Source organism: Streptomyces typhae, assembly GCF_009755605.1.
Taxonomy (GTDB): domain Bacteria; phylum Actinomycetota; class Actinomycetes; order Streptomycetales; family Streptomycetaceae; genus Streptomyces; species Streptomyces typhae.
The window spans coordinates 225979-242890 of record NZ_WPNZ01000005.1 but is presented as its reverse complement, the minus strand read 5'-3'; the positions used below and the strand labels follow the sequence as shown (position 1 = coordinate 242890).

The following is a 16912-nucleotide window of genomic DNA, read 5'->3' as shown; positions in this document are numbered from 1 at the left end:
CCGCCTCAGGAACCTGGAACGGCAGGTGCGGCAGCTCACCACGTACGTCAACACGCGTGCGGCGGCGGCCTCCGCGAGATCCGCGGAGGACGCCGCCGGCGAACGGGCGGGAGGGAGTGCCCAGGAGGGTGGGCGGGCCCGGTGAGCCGGGACCCTACCGGCGGCTGCGGACGAGCAGATACAGGAAGTACGGCGTGCCGATCACGGCCGTCATGAGGCCGGCGCCGAGCTGGGCCGGTGCGATCACGGTCCGGCCCACCAGGTCGGCGACGCACACGAGGAGGGCCCCGAGGAGCACAGCGACCGGCACCACCCGGACGTGCTTGCGGCCCACGAGGGCGCGGGCCGCGTGCGGTGCCACCAGGCCGACGAAGCCGATCGTGCCCGCGGCGGCCACGGCGGTGGCGCTGAGCAGGACGCCGAGGCCGAGGAAGGCGAGGCGGCCGCGGCTCAGGTCGAGGCCGAGCAGGCGCGGGGTGTCCTCGTCGAGCGACACGAGGTCGAGTTCGGTGCGCCGCACGACCGCGTAGGTCAGGCCCACGGCGAGGACGATCGCGAGGGGCACCACGTCGGGCAGGGTCCGCCCGTACGTCGAGCCGGAGAGCCAGGTGAGGGCCTTCGTCGCGTTGAACGGGTCGGTGAGGATGATGAGCAGGCTGATCAGGGCCGCGGCACCGGTGCCGACGCCGAAGCCGACGAGAACGAGCCGGTTCTGCTGGAACCCGCCCCGCGCGGCGAGTCCGAAGACGACGGCCGCGCTGACCGCGGCGCCCGCGAACGCGCCGCCCGCCAGGCTCCACGAACCGGCCACGGGCACCGTCGTCACCAGTACGACGGCACCCGCCGCGGCGCCGTTGGACACGCCGAGGACGCCGGGTTCGGCCAGGGGGTTGCGGGTCACGGCCTGGATGAGGGTCCCGGACAGGGCGAGCGCGGCGCCCGCGAGCAGCGCGGCGAGGACGCGGGGCATCCGGGTGTCGAGCACGAAGGTGACGGTCTGACCGGCTCTGCCCTGCGCCCAGTTCACCACGTCGCCGAGGAGCAGCTTGCTGTCGCCGATGAGCACGGCGGCGATGGTCACGCCGACGAGGGCGACGGCAAGGACGGCCGTGGTGACGAGGAAGACGGCTCTGCTGCGGATGCGCAGCCGGTCGACGGGGACGGTGCCCGCCGTGTCCCGGAGCCGGGCGGCCATGACGACGAGGAAGACAGCACCGACCATGCTGGTGACGACGCCGGTCGGCACGGCCACCGACACGTCCGACGACACCAGGGAGCGCAGCAGCACGTCGGAGCCGAGCACGAGGGCCGCGCCGGTGAGCCCGGCGAACGGCAGCCTGACGCGGGCGCGGGTGAACGCGTGGAACCTGCGGGCGAGCGGACGGACGAGGGCGGGGGCGCACAGTCCGACGAAGCCGACGGGTCCGGCGAGGGTGACGGCCGCCGTGGACAGCAGGGCGGCGAGGACGACGGCGGTGACACGGGTGGAGCGGACGGGCACGCCGACGCCGCGGGCGGCCTCGTCACCGAGCGCCAGGGCGTCGACCCTGCGCGCGATCAGGACGAGACCGACGAGGCCGACCAGGCCGAGCGGCGCCATCTGGAGCACGCCGTCGAAGCCGTTCTGCGCGATGCTGCCCTGGTTCCACTTGTAGAGGCCCTCGGTCTCCGTGGGGTACAGCAGGAGCAGGCCCTCGGTGACGGCGGTGAGTCCGAAGGTGAGGGCGCTGCCCGCGAGGACGAGGCGTACGGTGCCGGTGCCGAGCCCGGACAGGGACAGGACGACGGCCGCCGCCGCGAGACCGCCGAGGAAGGCGATGCCGGAGGAGGCGAGCAGCGGCAGGGACAGGCCCGAGGCGGCGGCGAGGCCGAGGGCGAAGTAGGAGCCCGCGTTGACGGCGAGCGTGTCGGGCGCGGCGAGGACGTTGCGGCTGACGGCCTGAAGGGCGGCGCCCGCCATGCCGAGCAGCACGCCGACGAGGAGGCCCGCGGCCATGCGCGGCAGCCGGGAGGCGATGACGACGGACGCGTCACCGGCCTCGGCCCGGCCGGTGAGCGCCTTCCACACCTCGGGCGGGCCGACGGCGGCCGTGCCCTGGGTGATGTCCACGACCGCGAGGACCGCGACGAGGAGGACCAGTGCGGCCGTCACCGCGGCCGCGCCCGAACGGGACGCTGTCGTCGACGGACGGGTGGCGGGGGTGGTTGCGGTGACGGCCATGGTGCTACTTCTTCAGTGCCTTGACGACGGAGTCGACGTACTGGTTCATCGACTCGGGGCCGCCGAACATCCAGACGCCGTCGGGCAGCCGGTGGACGTTGCCCTTCTTGACGAACGGCAGCGACGTCCAGACCTTGTCCTTCTTCAGGACGCCGGAGAAGGGGTTGCTGCCCTTGTCGTCGTCGTTGCCGATGTAGGCGAACTGCACGTCGTCGTCGAGCTCGGTGAGGCCTTCGACGTCGGTGGCGCCGAGGCCGTAGCTCTTGTCGCCCTTGACCTTCCAGTTGTTCTTCAGGCCCAGCTTCTCGTTGACGGCGCCGATGAGGGAGCCGCTGGTGTAGGGCCGGATGGAGGTCTGGTTGCCGGTGACGTAGCCGTCGGCGAAGGCGAACTCCGCGCCGTCGCGACCGGCTCCCGCGAGTGCCTTCCTGCCCTCGGCGAGCTTCGCCTCGAAGCCCTTCTTGAGCTTCTCGGCCTGCTGCGTGGTGCCGGTGGCCTCGGCGATGAGGTCGAGGTTCTTCGTCATCTGCCCGATCGGGTCCGCGGCGTCGGCGGCGCGCAGCGTCAGGACGGGGGCGACCTTGCGGAGCTGCTTCACGGCGGCCGCGGGCAGGTCGGTGGTCGCGATGACGAGGTCGGGCTTCAGGGACGCGACGGTGTCCATGCTGGGCTCACCGCGCGTGCCGATGTCCTTGGGCTCGTTCTTCAGCGGGACGGCGGTGTCCCACGTCTTGTAGCCCTTGACGTCGGCGACGCCGGTGGGGTCGACGCCGAGCGACACCAGGTTCTCGACGGCGTTCCACTCGGTGCCGACGACCTTCCGGGCGGGCCCGTCCAGCTTCACCTTCGCGCCGGTGGCGTCGGTGAGGGTGAGGGGTTCCGCGCTCTTCTTCTTGTCGTCGGCGGAGGGCTCGGTGGTACCGCAGGCGGACAGGGCGAGGGCCGCGGCGGTGGCGGTCGCCGCGGTGATCAGGAGGCGTCTCATGGGGTGGTGCTGAGCCTTTCGCTTCGCGAGTGGTGGCGGCCGACGGCGCGGGTGCGCAGCAGGCCGGTGAGGGGGTCGGTCTCGACCTCGATGCGAATGCCGTACGTGTCGGTCAGCCGCTGCGGTGTCAGTACGTGCTCGGGGGTGCCGTCCGCGACGATCCGTCCCGCGTCGAGCAGGAAGATCCGGTCGGCTATGGCCGCTGCCTGGTCGAGGTCGTGCAGGACGGCGCCGACGGCGATGCCGTGATCGTCCGCCAGGTCCCGCATGAGGTCGAGGAGTTCGACCTGGTAGCGGAGGTCGAGGTAGGTCGTGGGCTCGTCGAGGAGGAGCACGCCCGTCTCCTGGGCGAGGCAGCCGGCGAGCCAGACGCGCTGGAGCTGGCCGCCGGACAGGTGCTCGGCCCCGCGTTCGGCGAGCTCGGCGACGCCGGTCATGGCGAGCGCGCGGTCCACCGCGGTCCGGCCGCCCGGGTCGGCCTTGCCCCAACGGCCCCGGTGCGGGTAGCGGCCGAATTCGACCACGTCCCGCACGGTCAGGCCACTGGGTGTGGGGCGTCCTTGGGTGAGCAGGGCCACGCGGCGGGAGAACTCGCGCGGGCTCAGGGCGAGGCCGTCGGTGTCGCCGTCGATGCGGAGGGTGGCGGTCCGTGGCCGCTGAAGCCGGGCGAGCGTCCGAAGGAGCGTCGACTTGCCGCTGCCGTTCGGGCCCACCAGTACGGTCACTTCGCCTGGTCGCAGCGTCATCGAGGCGTCGTGTACGACATCGACGCCTTCGTACGCCACGGTGACGCCCGTGGCCGACAGTTCATGACCCTCGGGCGGCGCGGCCGCTGCGGTCTTCTCGCCTACATGCACGCTGGAGAGGTTAGCCTAACCTTACGACCAGCGGAACAGACCCCCCTGCACACCGACCGCAAGGAGAATTTCGGCCAGCCTCAGCTCAGCAGCGCCTTGTGCAGCCGCTCGCCGAACTCGGCCGGGTGCGTGGTCAGTCCGGTGTGACCGCCGGGGAAGTGCAGGAGCGCGGTGCCGAGGCGCTCGGCCAGGAAGGCGGCGGGGCGGTAGGGCAGTTCGCCGCGCGAGTCCTCTCCGCCGGCGAGCACGAGCCGGTCCGAGAGCGTCGCGAGGCGGGGGACGTCCGGGACGTAGGACATGAAGGCGGGCACGATGCGCCCGACGAAGTAGGGCAGGTTCGCCATGGTCCGTTCGGCGCGCGCCGCCGCCCGGCGCGGCAACCGCACCGCCGCCTGCGGCCCGGCCGCCGCCCCCCGCAGATCGACCCCCCGCACCTGCGGTGAGGCCTCCGCCGCCGCCTTCGGTTCCGCCGCCCCGCCGTCGTCCTTCCTCAGCCCCGCGGCGAACACCGCCATCGCCGGCATGAGGCCCTGGGCGTGCAACGTCTCCTGCACGCGGGCCACGAGCGCGCGGTGCGCGGGGGCGTCCGGCAGGACCTCGACGAGCGGCGGTTCGTGGGCCACGAGGCGTTCGATCCGGTCGGGGCGGTCGGTGAGCAGACGCAGGGCGGCGACGGCGCCCGAGCTGGCGCCGAACACCCGGGCCGGTTCGCCGGGTGAGAGCAGGTCGAGCAGGCGCAGCGCGTCGTCGGCGTGCTCGGCCACCCGCTGCTCGGCGCCGGGGTCGTCCAGCACGCTCCGGGACATGCCGCGCGGGTCGTAGGTGGCGACGGTGTACGCGGTCGCGAGGCCGTCGGCGATCTGGTCGAAGGCGGCGGCTCCGCCCGACCCGCCGGGCACGAGGAGCAGGAGCGGGCCACGGCCGCGTACTTCGTAGTGCAGGGTCGCGCCGTTCACGCGCAGGCTGCCGTCGGTGGCGGGGCAGGTCATCAGGAGTCTCCGTCTTCGCGCGGGGGCCAGTTCTCCAGGAGGGTGTGCAGGGCGTCCAGGGCGCGGACCCACGAGTCCTGCGGGGAGCGCGCGTGCGCGAATCCGCCCGCGGCCTCCAGGGCGACGAACCCGTGGAAGGTGCTGCGCAGCAGCCGGACCGCGTCGGTCAGGTCGGGCTCGTCCAGGCCGTAGCCGCGCAGCATCCCGTAGGTCAGCTCGACCGCGCGCCGCGGCCCGGGTGCGCTCGCGGCGAGGTCGGGGTCGATCGGGACGGGGGTCTGCGTCGCCTGGTAGCGGCCCGGGTGCAGATGGGCGTACTCCCGCCAGGCACCGGCGAACGCGACCAGCGCGTCCCTGCCCGAGAGGCCCGCGGTGGCCTCCGCGATGCGGATGGTCTTCTCGTCCGCCGCGAGGAGGGCGATCCGGCCGCGCAGGTCCTCCAGGTTGCGCACGTGCGAGTAGAGACTCGCGTCCTTCACGCCGAGCCGCCGCGCCACCTGCGCCATCGTCACCCGTTCGAGCCCGATCTCGTCCGCCAGCTCGGCGGCCGCACCCGTGACCCGCTCCTGGGACAGCCCCGCACGCACCATGAGCCCCCTCCTGTTTCCTAGGGCCCCTAGGTTACACCTAGGAGCCCTAGGTTATACCTAGGGGCCCTAACTTCAGCCTAAGGAGCCTAGGTTTCAGGAAGCAGCCGGCAGCAGCACCGAGGAGTCCGGCTCCAGCCGGGTGCCGAAGTCGCCGACGACGGTGAACCGGTCCAGGTCGACGACGGCGATCCGGTCGGTGCCCAGCTGCGACACGTACGCCAGCGCCTTGTCCGGATGGAAGGACACGGCGGACGGGGTGCCGTCGAGCCCGAGGGAGCGCACCGGGCGCAGGTCGTAGTCGTACTCGGTGAGGGTCTTGCCGACGATGTCGGTCACCAGGAGCCGGTCGCCGCCGAGGGCGTAGAGCCGCAGCGGGTCTCCGGGCACCTTCTTGGCGCGCCGCACCTTCATCGTGTGCGCGTCGACGGCGACCAGGGAGGAGCTCTTGCGGGCCCCGACGAACAGGGTCTTCTCGTCCCGGCTCAGACAGCTGCTCTCGGGCAGCCGCCCCGGCGTCATCAGGATCGGCGCGACAGCGGCGTCGTGGGGACGCACGAGGCTGACCGTGTGCGACAACAGGCCGGTGACATAGGCCCGTTCGCCGTCGCGGGTGAGCGTGAACAGGTGGGTCTTCACCCCACCGGTGGGCACCGCCCGCTCCGGCGCCGGGTCGGTGGCGGGCGCGTCGAAGCCGAGCAGGACCGCCTTCTCCTCGCTCAGCGCGTACAGCCGGTCGTGGCGGTCGATCCCCATGCCGTGGATCCGGTTGAAGGGGCGGGTGTCGATGGTCCGGGCCAGGCTCCGCCCGGCGAGGTCGATGACGAAGACCGCGGCTCCGCCCGCGCCCGGCGTGGAGGACATGCGCACCCCGTAGTGGCCGACGTAGGCGAACCGCCTGCCCGCGTCGACGACCATCTCGTGGGGATAGTCGGCCAGCGGAACGGTCTCCAGGCGCCGCCCGGAAGCGGTGTCGTAGAAGCCGACCGCGTGAGCGCCCTTCTCCACGACCGCCAGCACATCGGCCCCGCGCGCCCTCGGAGCCGCCGTGGCGGAAGTGGCGGAAGCGGCGGCACCGCTCGCCAGCACCCCCGCGCCGCCTGCCTTGATCACCGTACGACGGGTCACCACAGACCCTCACCTCGATCTCGTTTGATCAGTCATAAGTTAGACTTATGAGGTCATAGGCGGGACCCGCGTACCAGGTTAGGGTCCCCTTAGTTTACGGTTGCCTTCGTGTCAGTTGTCACTGCCGAAGGGAATCTGAGCATGCACCGCCCCCTGCGGGTAGCCATCGTCGGAGCCGGACCCGCTGGGATCTACGCCGCCGACGCGCTCCTGAAGTCCGATGCCGCCGCCGACCCCGGTGTCTCCATCGACCTCTTCGAGCGGATGCCCGCCCCGTTCGGCCTGATCCGTTACGGCGTGGCACCCGACCACCCGCGCATCAAGGGCATCATCACGGCCCTGCACCAGGTCCTCGACAAGCCGCAGATCCGCCTCTTCGGCAACGTCGACTACCCGCGCGACATCAACCTGGACGACCTGCGGGCCTTCTACGACGCGGTGATCTTCTCCACCGGGGCCACGGCCGACCGCGCCCTGGACATCCCGGGCGTCCAGCTCGACGGCTCCTACGGCGCGGCCGACTTCGTCTCCTGGTACGACGGCCACCCCGACGTCCCGCGGACCTGGCCGCTGGAGGCCGAGAAGGTCGCCGTCCTCGGCGTCGGCAACGTCGCCCTCGACGTGGCGCGCGTCCTCGCCAAGACGGCCGCGGAACTGCTGCCGACGGAGATCCCGCCGAACGTCCACGACGGTCTCAAGGCCAACCGGGCCAAGGAGATCCACGTCTTCGGCCGCCGCGGCCCCGCCCAGGCCAAGTTCAGCCCGATGGAGCTGCGGGAGCTGGACCACTCCCCCACCATCGAGGTCATCGTCGACCCCGAGGACATCGACTACGACGAGGGCTCCATCGCGACGCGGCGCAGCAACAAGCAGGCCGACATGGTCGCCAAGACGCTGGAGAACTGGGCGATTCGCGATGTCGGCGAGCGCCCCCACAGGCTGTTCCTGCACTTCTTCGAGTCGCCGACCGAGATCCTCGGCGAGGACGGCAAGGTCGTCGGCCTGCGCACCGAGCGCACCGCGCTCGACGGGACCGGCAACGTCAAGGGCACCGGCACCTTCAAGGACTGGGACGTCACCGCGGTCTACCGCGCCGTGGGCTACCTCTCCGACAAGCTGCCCAAGCTGCCCTGGGACGTCGAGTCGGGCACGGTGCCGGACGAGGGCGGCCGGGTCATCGAGGAGACCGGGGCGCACCTGACGTCGACGTACGTCACCGGCTGGATCCGGCGCGGGCCCGTGGGCCTCATCGGGCACACCAAGGGCGACGCCAACGAAACGGTCGCTAGCCTCCTCGACGACCACGCGAACGACCGGCTGCCCGCGCCCGTCTCGCCCGCGCCCGAGGCCGTGGACGCCTTCCTCGCCGAGCGGAACGTCCGCTTCACCACGTGGGAGGGCTGGTACCGCCTCGACGCCGCCGAGAAGGCGCTCGGCGAGCCGCAGGGCCGTGAGCGCGTGAAGCTCGTGGAGCGTGCGGACATGCTCAGGGAGAGCGGCGCCTGATCCACCGGCGCTCACCACCGGCCGGCCGCCGCGGGACACCCGGCGGCCGGTCCGGTCTCGGCGGACAGCCTGTTCGGTCCGGCGGACAGCCTGTTCGGCAAGGGCGGGCGGCCGATCCGGCCCCCGCGGGCAGGACCTAGGCTGTGCGCATGCTTGTCTACGCCCCGGCGGCGCTGCTCTTCCTCGTCCTGTGCTGGCGCGTGCTGCGCGAACGCCGCAAGTTCAGCAACGCCGTACTCCTGGGGCTCGTCGCGCTCTGCGCCCTCGTCGCCTGGATCTCCGAACTGATCAGCTCCGGCTCGGCGTCGGGGAAGGTCATCGCCGTCAGCCTGCTCGCGCTCGCCGCTCTCGGCACGCTGCTGCTCGTCTGCTTCCTCTTCTCCAATGGCCTGAAGATGGTGCGCAAGGAAGGCAGGAGCCCCACCAATCTCCTCTCGCTCCTCGCGGGAGTGTCCGTGCTGGCCCTGATCGCCCTGCTCGCCGCGGCGGCGGTGGTGCGCTCCCCGGTCCTGCTCGGCCTCGGCACGACGGCCCTCGGCCTGGCCTGCTACCTCTCGTTCCTGTTCCTCAGCCTCCTCGGCTACTCGTTCCTCTACGGCCGGTTGCAGGTCCGCCGCAAGGCCGACTACGTGGTCGTCCTCGGCTCGGGTCTGATCGGCGGGTCCACCGTGCCGCCGCTGCTCGCGAGCCGACTCGACCGGGCGAAGGCGGTGCACGAGCGGATGGTGCGGCGGGGCGGGTCGACCGTGCTCATCACCTCCGGCGGCCAGGGACCGGACGAGGACCTGCCGGAATCCCACGCCATGGCCGACTACTTGACCGACCGCGGGTTCCCCGCCGACCTGATCGAGCGGGAGGACCGGTCGACGACGACCGAGGAGAACCTGCGGTTCAGCAAGGCCATCATGGAGAAGACCGGCCCCGGCTACCGGTGCGTCGTCGTCACGAACAACTACCACGCCTTCCGGGCCGCGCTGACCGCCCGGCGGGTCGGGGTCAGGGGCCAGGTGGTGGGCTCCCCCACCGCGGCCTACTTCTGGCCCAACGCGATGATCCGCGAGTTCGCGGCCATCCTCGACGCCTACCGGCGGACCAATGTCGCCGTCTTCCTGCTCCTCGTCGCCGCCGGCGTGCTGGTCTGGGCGACGCGCTGAGGAAGCGCCGGGCGCGCTCAGAGCGCCCGGAGCTGCGTGAGCAGGGACAGCGTGTCGGCGTTGACCCAGTACTCCACGAACCGGCCGTGCTCCATGCGCAGGGTGTCTGTCCCGGTCCAGGTCACCACCGTGCCCGGTGCGGCCTTGGCACCGGGGAAGCCGCCCGCGTACGTGCCCGTGGCGGTCCAGCGGGCCGATGCGTAGCGGCCGTTCACCACCGGGCCGACCTCGACCGTGAAGCGCAGGTCGGGGATCACCGACCTGAGCTGCCCGATCCATTCGACCAGCCCCTCGGCGCCGTGGATGCCGCTGCCGTCGCCCCCGTCGGGCGGGGCCGCGTGCACCCGGAAGGCCGGCGCGACGATGGCATCCACGTTCATGTACCGGTGTCCTTCTCGGGTGGCGGGTGCCGGTGCCGCGGCCCGGGAGGGCGATTGCGTCGGCGCGCCCCCGGCCCGGCGTCCGCGGCACCGGTGGGAACCGACGGTGCCGTGCGCGCCGGTGCCGCCGCGTCGGCAAGAACTACGTAGCGCGCGGGACTACGCAATCCAGCACGGGCGAAGGGGTCACAGGGGCGTGTCGCGGAGCTGGCGGCGCGAGGAGATGCCCAGCTTGCGGTACACGTTGCGCAGGTGCGCGTCGATGGTGCGCGGGCTGAGGAACAGCATCGCGGCCACTTCCTTGGACGTCGCCCCCGCGGCGACCTTCCCGGCTATCAGGCGCTCCTGCGCGGTGAGCCGGCCGAGCGGGTCCTCGCCGTCCCGCCGCGGCTGTTCTCCGGTGGCCTGCAACTCCCGGGCCGCGCGCTCGGCGAAGCCGCGGGCCCCCATGGCGGACAGCATGTCGTGGGCGGCCCGCAGCTCCACCCGGGCCTCGGCGCGGCGGTGTTCGCGGCGCAGCCACTCGCCGTACGTCAGCCGGGCGCGGGCGTACAGGACCCGGACCCGGGTGCGCGCGAAGCGGTCGATGGCCTCCCGGTACAGCGCCTCGCAGTCCTCCTCGTGCCCGAGCAGGGCCCTGGCCTGGAGCCACTCGGCGACGGCCCAGGGGACGGGGTTCGCGCGGGCGAGGGCCTCCAGGTGCCGCAGCGCCTCGGTGGCCTCGTCGCCGCGTCCCGCGCGCACGGCCGCCTCGACCAGTTCGGTGTAGCCGGCCCAGATCGAGTACGAGCCTGCCTGGTGGCGGCGCTGGGCCGCGAGCGCGGCGTCGAGGGCCGCCTCGTAGTTGCCGAGGCCGTTGTGGAGCACCGCTCGGGCGTAGTGCTCGCCGACGGTTTCGAACGGCCGCCCGCCGTGGCCCAGTTGGCGCTGCAGCTCGCGGTAGCGGTCGATGTCGCCGCGGAAGCCGACCAGGACCAGCTCGGCGCCCAGGAGCGGGGCCGTGCCCGCCGCCTCGTCGACCGCGCGGGCCTCGGCGAGGCTTGCCGCGGCCGCGTCGAAGCGTCCGAGGGAGACCCGGGTGATCGCCTGGTAGCGCAGTGCCTGCGGCAGGGTGGACAGGGCGCCCTGGCGGCGGGCCACCTCCACCTGGCGGTCCGACATCTCTTCGAGCATCTCGTCGTCGCGCAGGTCGATGACGAGCTGGCAGACCAGGTTCATCCGCCAGGGCCCCGTGTCGGACGAGGAGGTGGCCGCCCGGCACGCCGTCACCGCGTCGCGCATCGTGGGCACGGCCTGTTCGACGGGCAGCATGATCTGGTCGAGGAGGGCGTGCAGGAGCAGGTCGACGGGGCGGGCGGGCGCCCGCTGCGGCGCCCGCTCGCGGATGTGGGCGCCGAGTTCCTTGAGCAGGCCCGGGTGGTTGTCGTTGTACATGATCGACGCGAACGCCTCCAGGTAGGTCTCCCTGGCCTGGTCCGGGGGCAGTTCCGCGGCGATGTCGATGAGGGTGGAGGTCGCCTGGGGGCTGTGGGCGAGCTGGAAGTCGACGCGGGCGCGCAGCAGCCGTGCCTCCGCCCGCCCCGCGTCCTTGAGGCGGCGCTCGGTGCGGGCGACGAGCGCGCGGGCCGCGCACGGCGCGCCGGCCTGGAGCCGCAGCCGGGCCGCGGCAAGCAGGCGTTCGCCCTGCCGGTCGGTGGCGGGCGTCAGCTGCCCCGCCCGCTCCATGAAGGCCGCGGCCGCGGCGAAGCCGCCGCGCAGCCGCGCCCGGTCGGCGGAGCGCTCCAGCTCCGCCGCGACGTCCTCGTCGGCGTCGACGACCGCGTGCGCGCGGTGCCAGGCCCTGCGGTCGAGGTCCGTCTCGGGGTCGGTGGCCTCGGCGAGGGCGCCGTGCACGCGCCGCCGCGTGCCCGGCGTCGCCGACGCGTACACCGCGGAGCGCACCAGCGGATGGCGGAAGCGCAGCCGCGGCCCGAGGGCGAGGAGCCCGGCGTCCTCCGCGACGGCGAGGTCACCGGGGTCGAGGTCGATGAGGGCCGCCGCACGTCGCAGCAGGGCGAGGTCACCGACGGGTTCGGCCGCGGCGAGCACCACCAGGGGCCGGATGCCGGCCGGGAGCTGCGCCCACCGGTGCACGAACTTCTCCTCCAGGGCGTGCACCAGGCTGGCCCGCGGCCTGCGCAGCCTCGGCACCCCGAAAGGGCCCGCGTCGTGCGCGAACTCCAGGAGCGCCAGCGGGTTGCCGCACGCCTCGGCCAGGATCCGGTCGACGACCTCCGCGTCGAGGCCGGTGTGCGTCACCGCCCCGAGCACACTGCGGGCGGCCTCGTCGTGGAGGCCCCCGAGGGGCAGCCGCGGCAGGTCGGCGACGCCGGGCACCGCGGATGCGTCACGGGCGGCGAACACCAGCGCGACGCGCTCGGCGGCCACTCGGCGCGCCACGAAGACGAGGACCTGCCGGGAGGCCTCGTCGATCCACTGGGCGTCGTCGACCACGCAGCACACCGGCTTGTTCCTGGCCGCCTCGGCCAGCAGCCCGAGGACGGCGAGGCCGACCGTCAGCGGGTCGGGAGAGGTCTGCTCGCCGAGCCCGAACACGGCTTCGAGAGCCGTCCGTTGGACCGCGGGCAGCGCGCCCCGGTGGCCCATCACGGGGGCGCAGAGCTGGTGCAGGACCGCGTACAGGAGGTCCTGTTCGAACTCGGTGCCCGCGGCGCGCAGCACCTCCCACCCGTCGAGGGCCCCCACCGCCGTGTCGAGGAGCGCCGACTTGCCGATGCCCGCCTCGCCCGCCACCACGACGGCCCCACCACGCCCGGCGGCTGCCGACGCCGTCAGCCGGGCGATCTCACGCCGCTCACCGTCGCGGGCCACGAACTGCATCGAACCGGCCTCCGGTCATTTCGTTAGACCTTCTAACGCCGTTCATCGTGTGAGTTGGCACAAGGCTTGTCAAACCGGCTCCCTGCGCGGCTTCACCGACTTCAGCGGCCTCACCGGCCCCAGGTGTCCGGGCGGCGACCGCACGCTGAGGTCATCGGGCGGCGGCCGGATCGCCGAACACGAGCGCACGGGCTCCCGCACGAGCGCACAGGCTCCCTCACGAGCACACGGGCTCCCTCACGAGCACTCGGGCCCGACCACGGACGGCCGGACCCCGCCCCGGCATCCGGTGACCCCAGCGGGACGCGAACCGCCCCACCGCACCGAAAACACCGGAGGTACGGGCGAGGTACGTACACCTACGTAATTTCTACCGATGCGGAGCCACCGGGCACCGGAGCATGTTCGATTCTGTCGATCCGCCACCGAACCACCCGCCCCTGAACCAGAGGGAAATCGCGTGTCCAGCTCACTTCCGCCCTCCGCGGCCTCCGCTCCCCCGGCCAGCCGGGTGCGGGTCGCCGTCAACGCCTCCGACCCGATCAGCCGCGAGGGCGTCCGCAGCCAACTCCGCAGGCACCCCGAGGTCGAACTGTGCGAGGACTCCGGTCCCGCCACCGTCGCCCTCCTGATCGAGGACGTGCTCGACGAGGCGGCGCTCGCCCGGCTGCGGCGCACCGTGCGCAGCGAGGGCTCGCGCGCCGTCCTCGTCGTGGGCACGGTCCGCGAGAACGAACTCCTCGACGTCATCGAGTGCGGGGTCGGCGCCATCGTGTGGCGCCGCGAGGCCACCGCGCACCGCCTGGTGCAGGCCGTCATGACCACCGCCAAGGGCGGCGGCGACCTGCCATCGGACCTGCTCGGCAGACTCATCAGCCAGGTGGGGCGCCTGCACCGGACCGGCACCGACCAGCCGACGTCCTTCCGCGGGCTCACCCCCCGCGAGGTCGACGTCGTGCGCCTGGTCGCCGAGGGCCTCGACACCACGGAGATCGCCACCAAGCTGTCCTACTCCGAACGCACCGTCAAGAACGTGATGCACGGCCTCACCACCCGGCTGCACCTGCGCAACCGCTCGCACGCGGTGGCCTACGCCCTCCGCGAGGGCTACATCTGAGCCGACAGAACGGTGGCATCCGAGGCGGCAGAACGGCGGCACCCGAGGCGGCAGAACGGTGGCACCCGAGCCGACAGGGCGGCGGCGGCCGCCCCTTGGGGCACCGGCACTGCCCCGCCGTCGTCCCCGCCGTGCCTGCGCACAGGGCGGCTCGGGCAGCACGATCGGGAGCGGGGCGGTGGTTCGGAGCCCGTCCGTGCGGTGGACGGCGAGGGGAAGCGCAAGAGTGATTCATGAGGTGGACGAGGTACTCAAGGGCCTCGTCGGCGGCGGGGCACTGGCCGACTCCGGCATCGACGTGTCCTTCGACGTGCCCTCCCGCGACTGGGCGGCGCGGCGCAACGCCCCCGTCGTCAACGCCTATCTGTACGACATCCGGGAGGACGTGACCCGGCGCCAGCGCGGCCACATCGAGCTGCGCGACGGCGACGCCCCCGATGCCACCGGCGACACAGCCGTGCGCCGCCGCAGGCCGCCGCGCTGGTTCCGGCTCTCCTACCTGGTGACGGCCTGGACGAAGACGCCGCAGGACGAGCACCGGCTGCTGTCCGCCGTCCTCGCGACCCTGCTGCCGCACGAACTCCTGTCCGCAGCGGAACTCCCGGACGCGCTCGGCCGACTCGGCCTCTCGGTGCCGATGACGGTGGCGAGCAACCAGTCCGAGGCCCGCTCCCTCGCCGACATCTGGTCCGCGCTCGGCGGCGAACTCAAGCCCTCCCTGGACGTCGTGCTGACCGTGCCGTTCCCGGCCCACCCCGACTACGACGCGGGCCCCCCGGTCACCGAGGGCGCGACGGTCCGGGTACGCGGTGTCGACGGCGGCCCGCCCAGGTCGGAGGAACGCTCCCACCGACCCCACCAGGTCGCGGCGGCCCGCGCCGCGCGCACACAGTCGAACCAGGGACCGGCGGCGGCCCGCCGTACACCGTCGGACCACGGACCAGCGGTGGCCCGCCGCACGGAGCAGCCATGAGCACCCCGCCCCCGGACGGCACCTCCGCCGCGGCCGACCGGCCGCGGGTCACCGCGGCGGCGGGCCCGGCCCGCTTCCTGCTCGACCGGCTCGTCGCCCTGCGGCAGTCGGTGACCGCGCTCGTCGAACAGCGCTCCGCCGACGATCCCACCGCGGACGACCCGCTGCGGGGCCTGTACGTGTCCGCGGAGGCCCTGAGCCATCTGCTGCGCGAGTGGCCGCGCGCGCTGCCCGCGGGGGACCTGGCGCGCGCGGTGCCCGACACGCGGTCCCGGCCCGACGAGCCCGCGCCGGAACCTGCGGACCCCGGCGACCGGCTCGCCCGGACCGCGGCCCGGATGCGCCTCACCGAATTGGACACGGCCGTCCTTCTCATCGCCCTCGCCCCCGACCTCGACCGCACCTTCGAGCCGCTCTACGGCTACCTGAACGACGATGTGAGCCGGCGTCGCGCCACCGTGGGGCTCGCCCTGGAACTGTGCGGGGTGCCCGCGCACCTGCCCGAGGCCCGCGCCCGCTTCCACCCCTCGGCGCCCCTGCGCACGCTCGGCCTGCTGACCGTCGAGGACACCGAACGCCCCCTGCTCACCCGCTCGCTGCGGGTGCCGGACCGGCTCACCGCCCATCTGATGGGCGACGACACCCCCGACGCCGCACTCCTCGGCAGGCTGCGTCCGCTGCCCGCACCGCGGCCCGCCGCGGCGCACGACCAGAACTTCGGCAAGCGCCTCGCCGACCTCGTCGGGGGAGGCGTGTGCGCCGTCTACCTCCGGGAGCAGCGCGAGGGCGACGCCCTGACCACCCTCACGTCCGCCCTGCACACCGCGGGCCTCGACGCGCTGCGCTTCTCCGGCTCCGTGGACCAGGTCCCCGAACTGCTGCGGGAGGCCCGGCTCACCGACCGGGCGGTGGTGGTGTGCGGCCTGCCGGAGGAACCGGGCCCGATGGTGGCCGAGTTGACCGCGGCCACGGACGTGACCGTGCTGCTCGCCGACCCCCGCCCCTACGATCCGCAGTGGTCCGCGCACGACCCGCTGGTCCTGCACGCGCCCCGGCAGCCCCCCGGCGGCACACCGGCGTGGCGGGACGCGCTCGGTCCGGGCGCCGACGGCTTCGACCTGGCCGCGACCGTGGCCCCGTACCACCTCGGCGGTGAGCGCATCGGGCGGGCCGCACGCGCCGCCGCGGCGCTCGCCGCCTTCGACGGGACCCCGCTCACCGCGGCCCACGTCCGCCTCGCCGCACGGCAGCAGTCGGCGTCGGGCCTCGAACGGCACGCGCGCCGGATCCGGCCCGCGGTGGACTGGCAGGACCTCGTCCTGCCCGAGGGGCCCCTCGGGCAGCTGCGGGAGCTCTCCCTGCGTGCCCGGCATCGCGACCGGGTCCTGGGCGACTGGCGGCTCAGCGCGGGCGGTGGCCGCGGCCGTGGGGTCCTCGGGCTCTTCGCTGGCGACTCGGGAACCGGCAAGACGCTGTCCGCGGAGGTCATCGCCGCCGATCTGGGCGTCGACCTCTACGTCGTCCAGCTCTCCTCGATCGTGGACAAGTACGTCGGCGAGACGGAGAAGAACCTGGAGCGGATCTTCACGGAGGCCGACCGGACGGACGCCGTACTCCTCTTCGACGAGGCCGACGCCGTCTTCGGCAAGCGCTCGGAGGTCAAGGACGCCCACGACAGGTACGCCAACCTGGAGAGCGCCTATCTGCTGCAGCGCCTGGAGTCGTTCGACGGCATCGCGCTCCTGACCACCAATCTGCGCGCCAACATCGACGACGCGTTCACCCGCCGCCTCGACCTGGTGGTCGACTTCCCCTTCCCCGACGCCGAGCAGCGCCTGGCGCTGTGGCGGCACGGCCTGTCGCACGTCCCCCGCGCCGAGGGCATCGACGTCACCGCGCTGGCCCGGGACTTCGAGCTTGCGGGCGGCGGGATCCGCAGCGCGGTGGTCACCGCCGCCTACCTCGCCGCGGGCCGGGACGAACCGGTGCGCGCGGGCGACCTCCTGGAGGGCGCCCGCCGCGAGTACCGCAAGGCGGGCCGCCTGGTGCCGGGCGAGGCGAGCTGGTGAACCGGGGCGGGCACACACCCGGGAGCGTGTGCCCCGACCACCGCCGGTTCCGCCCGCCACGCTGGT

13 protein-coding genes are annotated in these 16912 nt (G+C 73.4%); 5 read left to right on the top strand and 8 right to left on the bottom strand.

The window, feature by feature from the left end; translation table 11 throughout:
- Window positions 1-154: 154 nt before the first annotated feature.
- From GPA10_RS11450 to GPA10_RS11425, 6 genes are all read right to left on the bottom strand, one after another.
- Window positions 155-2221, bottom strand: a complete 2067-nt coding sequence (locus GPA10_RS11450; protein WP_157165395.1) for an iron ABC transporter permease — start codon at window positions 2219-2221, stop codon at window positions 155-157.
- Between the two features lie 4 nt (window positions 2222-2225).
- Window positions 2226-3206: an ABC transporter substrate-binding protein gene (locus GPA10_RS11445; protein WP_058846882.1), complete on the bottom strand. Its 981-nt coding sequence runs from the start codon at window positions 3204-3206 to the stop codon at window positions 2226-2228.
- The gene (locus GPA10_RS11440) at window positions 3203-4063 is read right to left on the bottom strand and encodes an ABC transporter ATP-binding protein (RefSeq protein ID WP_343040674.1); all 861 of its coding nucleotides are present in this window, start codon (window positions 4061-4063) and stop codon (window positions 3203-3205) included. Before GPA10_RS11440 ends, GPA10_RS11445 begins: the two co-directional genes overlap by 4 nt.
- An 80-nt stretch (window positions 4064-4143) precedes the next feature.
- A complete protein-coding gene (locus GPA10_RS11435; RefSeq protein ID WP_157165394.1) occupies window positions 4144-5052 on the bottom strand; it encodes an alpha/beta fold hydrolase in 909 nt (302 codons plus the stop codon).
- Window positions 5052-5642: a TetR/AcrR family transcriptional regulator gene (locus GPA10_RS11430; protein WP_157165393.1), complete on the bottom strand. Its 591-nt coding sequence runs from the start codon at window positions 5640-5642 to the stop codon at window positions 5052-5054. The genes GPA10_RS11435 and GPA10_RS11430 overlap by 1 nt, the downstream gene beginning before the upstream one ends.
- Window positions 5643-5735: 93 nt before the next feature.
- Complete coding sequence (locus GPA10_RS11425; RefSeq protein WP_343040673.1) at window positions 5736-6767, bottom strand: YncE family protein; 1032 nt, start codon at window positions 6765-6767, stop codon at window positions 5736-5738.
- 141 nt (window positions 6768-6908) lie between these two features.
- On the opposite strand from GPA10_RS11425, the gene GPA10_RS11420 reads away from it, so the two are divergent.
- Both GPA10_RS11420 and GPA10_RS11415 read left to right on the top strand, forming a co-directional pair.
- On the top strand, window positions 6909-8273 hold the full coding sequence (locus GPA10_RS11420; protein WP_157165538.1) for an FAD-dependent oxidoreductase: 1365 nt from the start codon (window positions 6909-6911) through the stop codon (window positions 8271-8273).
- A gap of 149 nt (window positions 8274-8422) precedes the next feature.
- Window positions 8423-9427 carry a YdcF family protein gene (locus GPA10_RS11415; protein WP_058847205.1) on the top strand — a complete coding sequence of 335 codons (1005 nt, stop codon included), beginning with the start codon at window positions 8423-8425 and terminating at the stop codon, window positions 9425-9427.
- Between the two features lie 17 nt (window positions 9428-9444).
- Here GPA10_RS11415 and GPA10_RS11410 read toward each other — a convergent pair whose 3' ends face one another.
- A complete protein-coding gene (locus GPA10_RS11410) occupies window positions 9445-9807 on the bottom strand; it encodes an ester cyclase (RefSeq protein WP_058846886.1) in 363 nt (120 codons plus the stop codon).
- Window positions 9808-9993: 186 nt separating this feature from the next.
- Complete coding sequence (locus tag GPA10_RS11405) at window positions 9994-12687, bottom strand: AAA family ATPase (RefSeq protein ID WP_157165392.1); 2694 nt, start codon at window positions 12685-12687, stop codon at window positions 9994-9996.
- A 460-nt stretch (window positions 12688-13147) separates the two neighbouring features.
- Between GPA10_RS11405 and GPA10_RS11400 the strand changes: the two genes are divergently transcribed.
- The 3 genes from GPA10_RS11400 (at window position 13148) to GPA10_RS11390 (ending at window position 16846) form a co-directional block, all read left to right on the top strand.
- Entirely contained in the window at window positions 13148-13804 is a 657-nt protein-coding gene (locus GPA10_RS11400; RefSeq protein WP_058846888.1) for a helix-turn-helix transcriptional regulator, read from the top strand.
- A 226-nt stretch (window positions 13805-14030) separates the two neighbouring features.
- Window positions 14031-14777 carry a Pvc16 family protein gene (locus GPA10_RS11395; protein WP_343040672.1) on the top strand — a complete coding sequence of 249 codons (747 nt, stop codon included), beginning with the start codon at window positions 14031-14033 and terminating at the stop codon, window positions 14775-14777.
- A complete protein-coding gene (locus GPA10_RS11390; protein ID WP_157165390.1) occupies window positions 14774-16846 on the top strand; it encodes an ATP-binding protein in 2073 nt (690 codons plus the stop codon). Before GPA10_RS11395 ends, GPA10_RS11390 begins: the two co-directional genes overlap by 4 nt.
- Window positions 16847-16912 lie beyond the last annotated feature (66 nt).

What these genes read in the sequence shown, in the direction of transcription:
- GPA10_RS11410 (WP_058846886.1), bottom strand. Translation starts at nt 9,807, where the DNA reads ATGAACGTGGATGCCATCGTCGCGCCGGCCTTCCGGGTGCACGCGGCC.
- GPA10_RS11415 (WP_058847205.1), top strand. Translation starts at nt 8,423, where the DNA reads ATGCTTGTCTACGCCCCGGCGGCGCTGCTCTTCCTCGTCCTGTGCTGG.
- GPA10_RS11445 (WP_058846882.1), bottom strand. Translation starts at nt 3,206, where the DNA reads ATGAGACGCCTCCTGATCACCGCGGCGACCGCCACCGCCGCGGCCCTC.
- GPA10_RS11435 (WP_157165394.1), bottom strand. Translation starts at nt 5,052, where the DNA reads ATGACCTGCCCCGCCACCGACGGCAGCCTGCGCGTGAACGGCGCGACC.
- GPA10_RS11390 (WP_157165390.1), top strand. Translation starts at nt 14,774, where the DNA reads ATGAGCACCCCGCCCCCGGACGGCACCTCCGCCGCGGCCGACCGGCCG.
- GPA10_RS11405 (WP_157165392.1), bottom strand. Translation starts at nt 12,687, where the DNA reads ATGCAGTTCGTGGCCCGCGACGGTGAGCGGCGTGAGATCGCCCGGCTG.
- GPA10_RS11450 (WP_157165395.1), bottom strand. Translation starts at nt 2,221, where the DNA reads ATGGCCGTCACCGCAACCACCCCCGCCACCCGTCCGTCGACGACAGCG.
- GPA10_RS11420 (WP_157165538.1), top strand. Translation starts at nt 6,909, where the DNA reads ATGCACCGCCCCCTGCGGGTAGCCATCGTCGGAGCCGGACCCGCTGGG.
- GPA10_RS11430 (WP_157165393.1), bottom strand. Translation starts at nt 5,642, where the DNA reads ATGGTGCGTGCGGGGCTGTCCCAGGAGCGGGTCACGGGTGCGGCCGCC.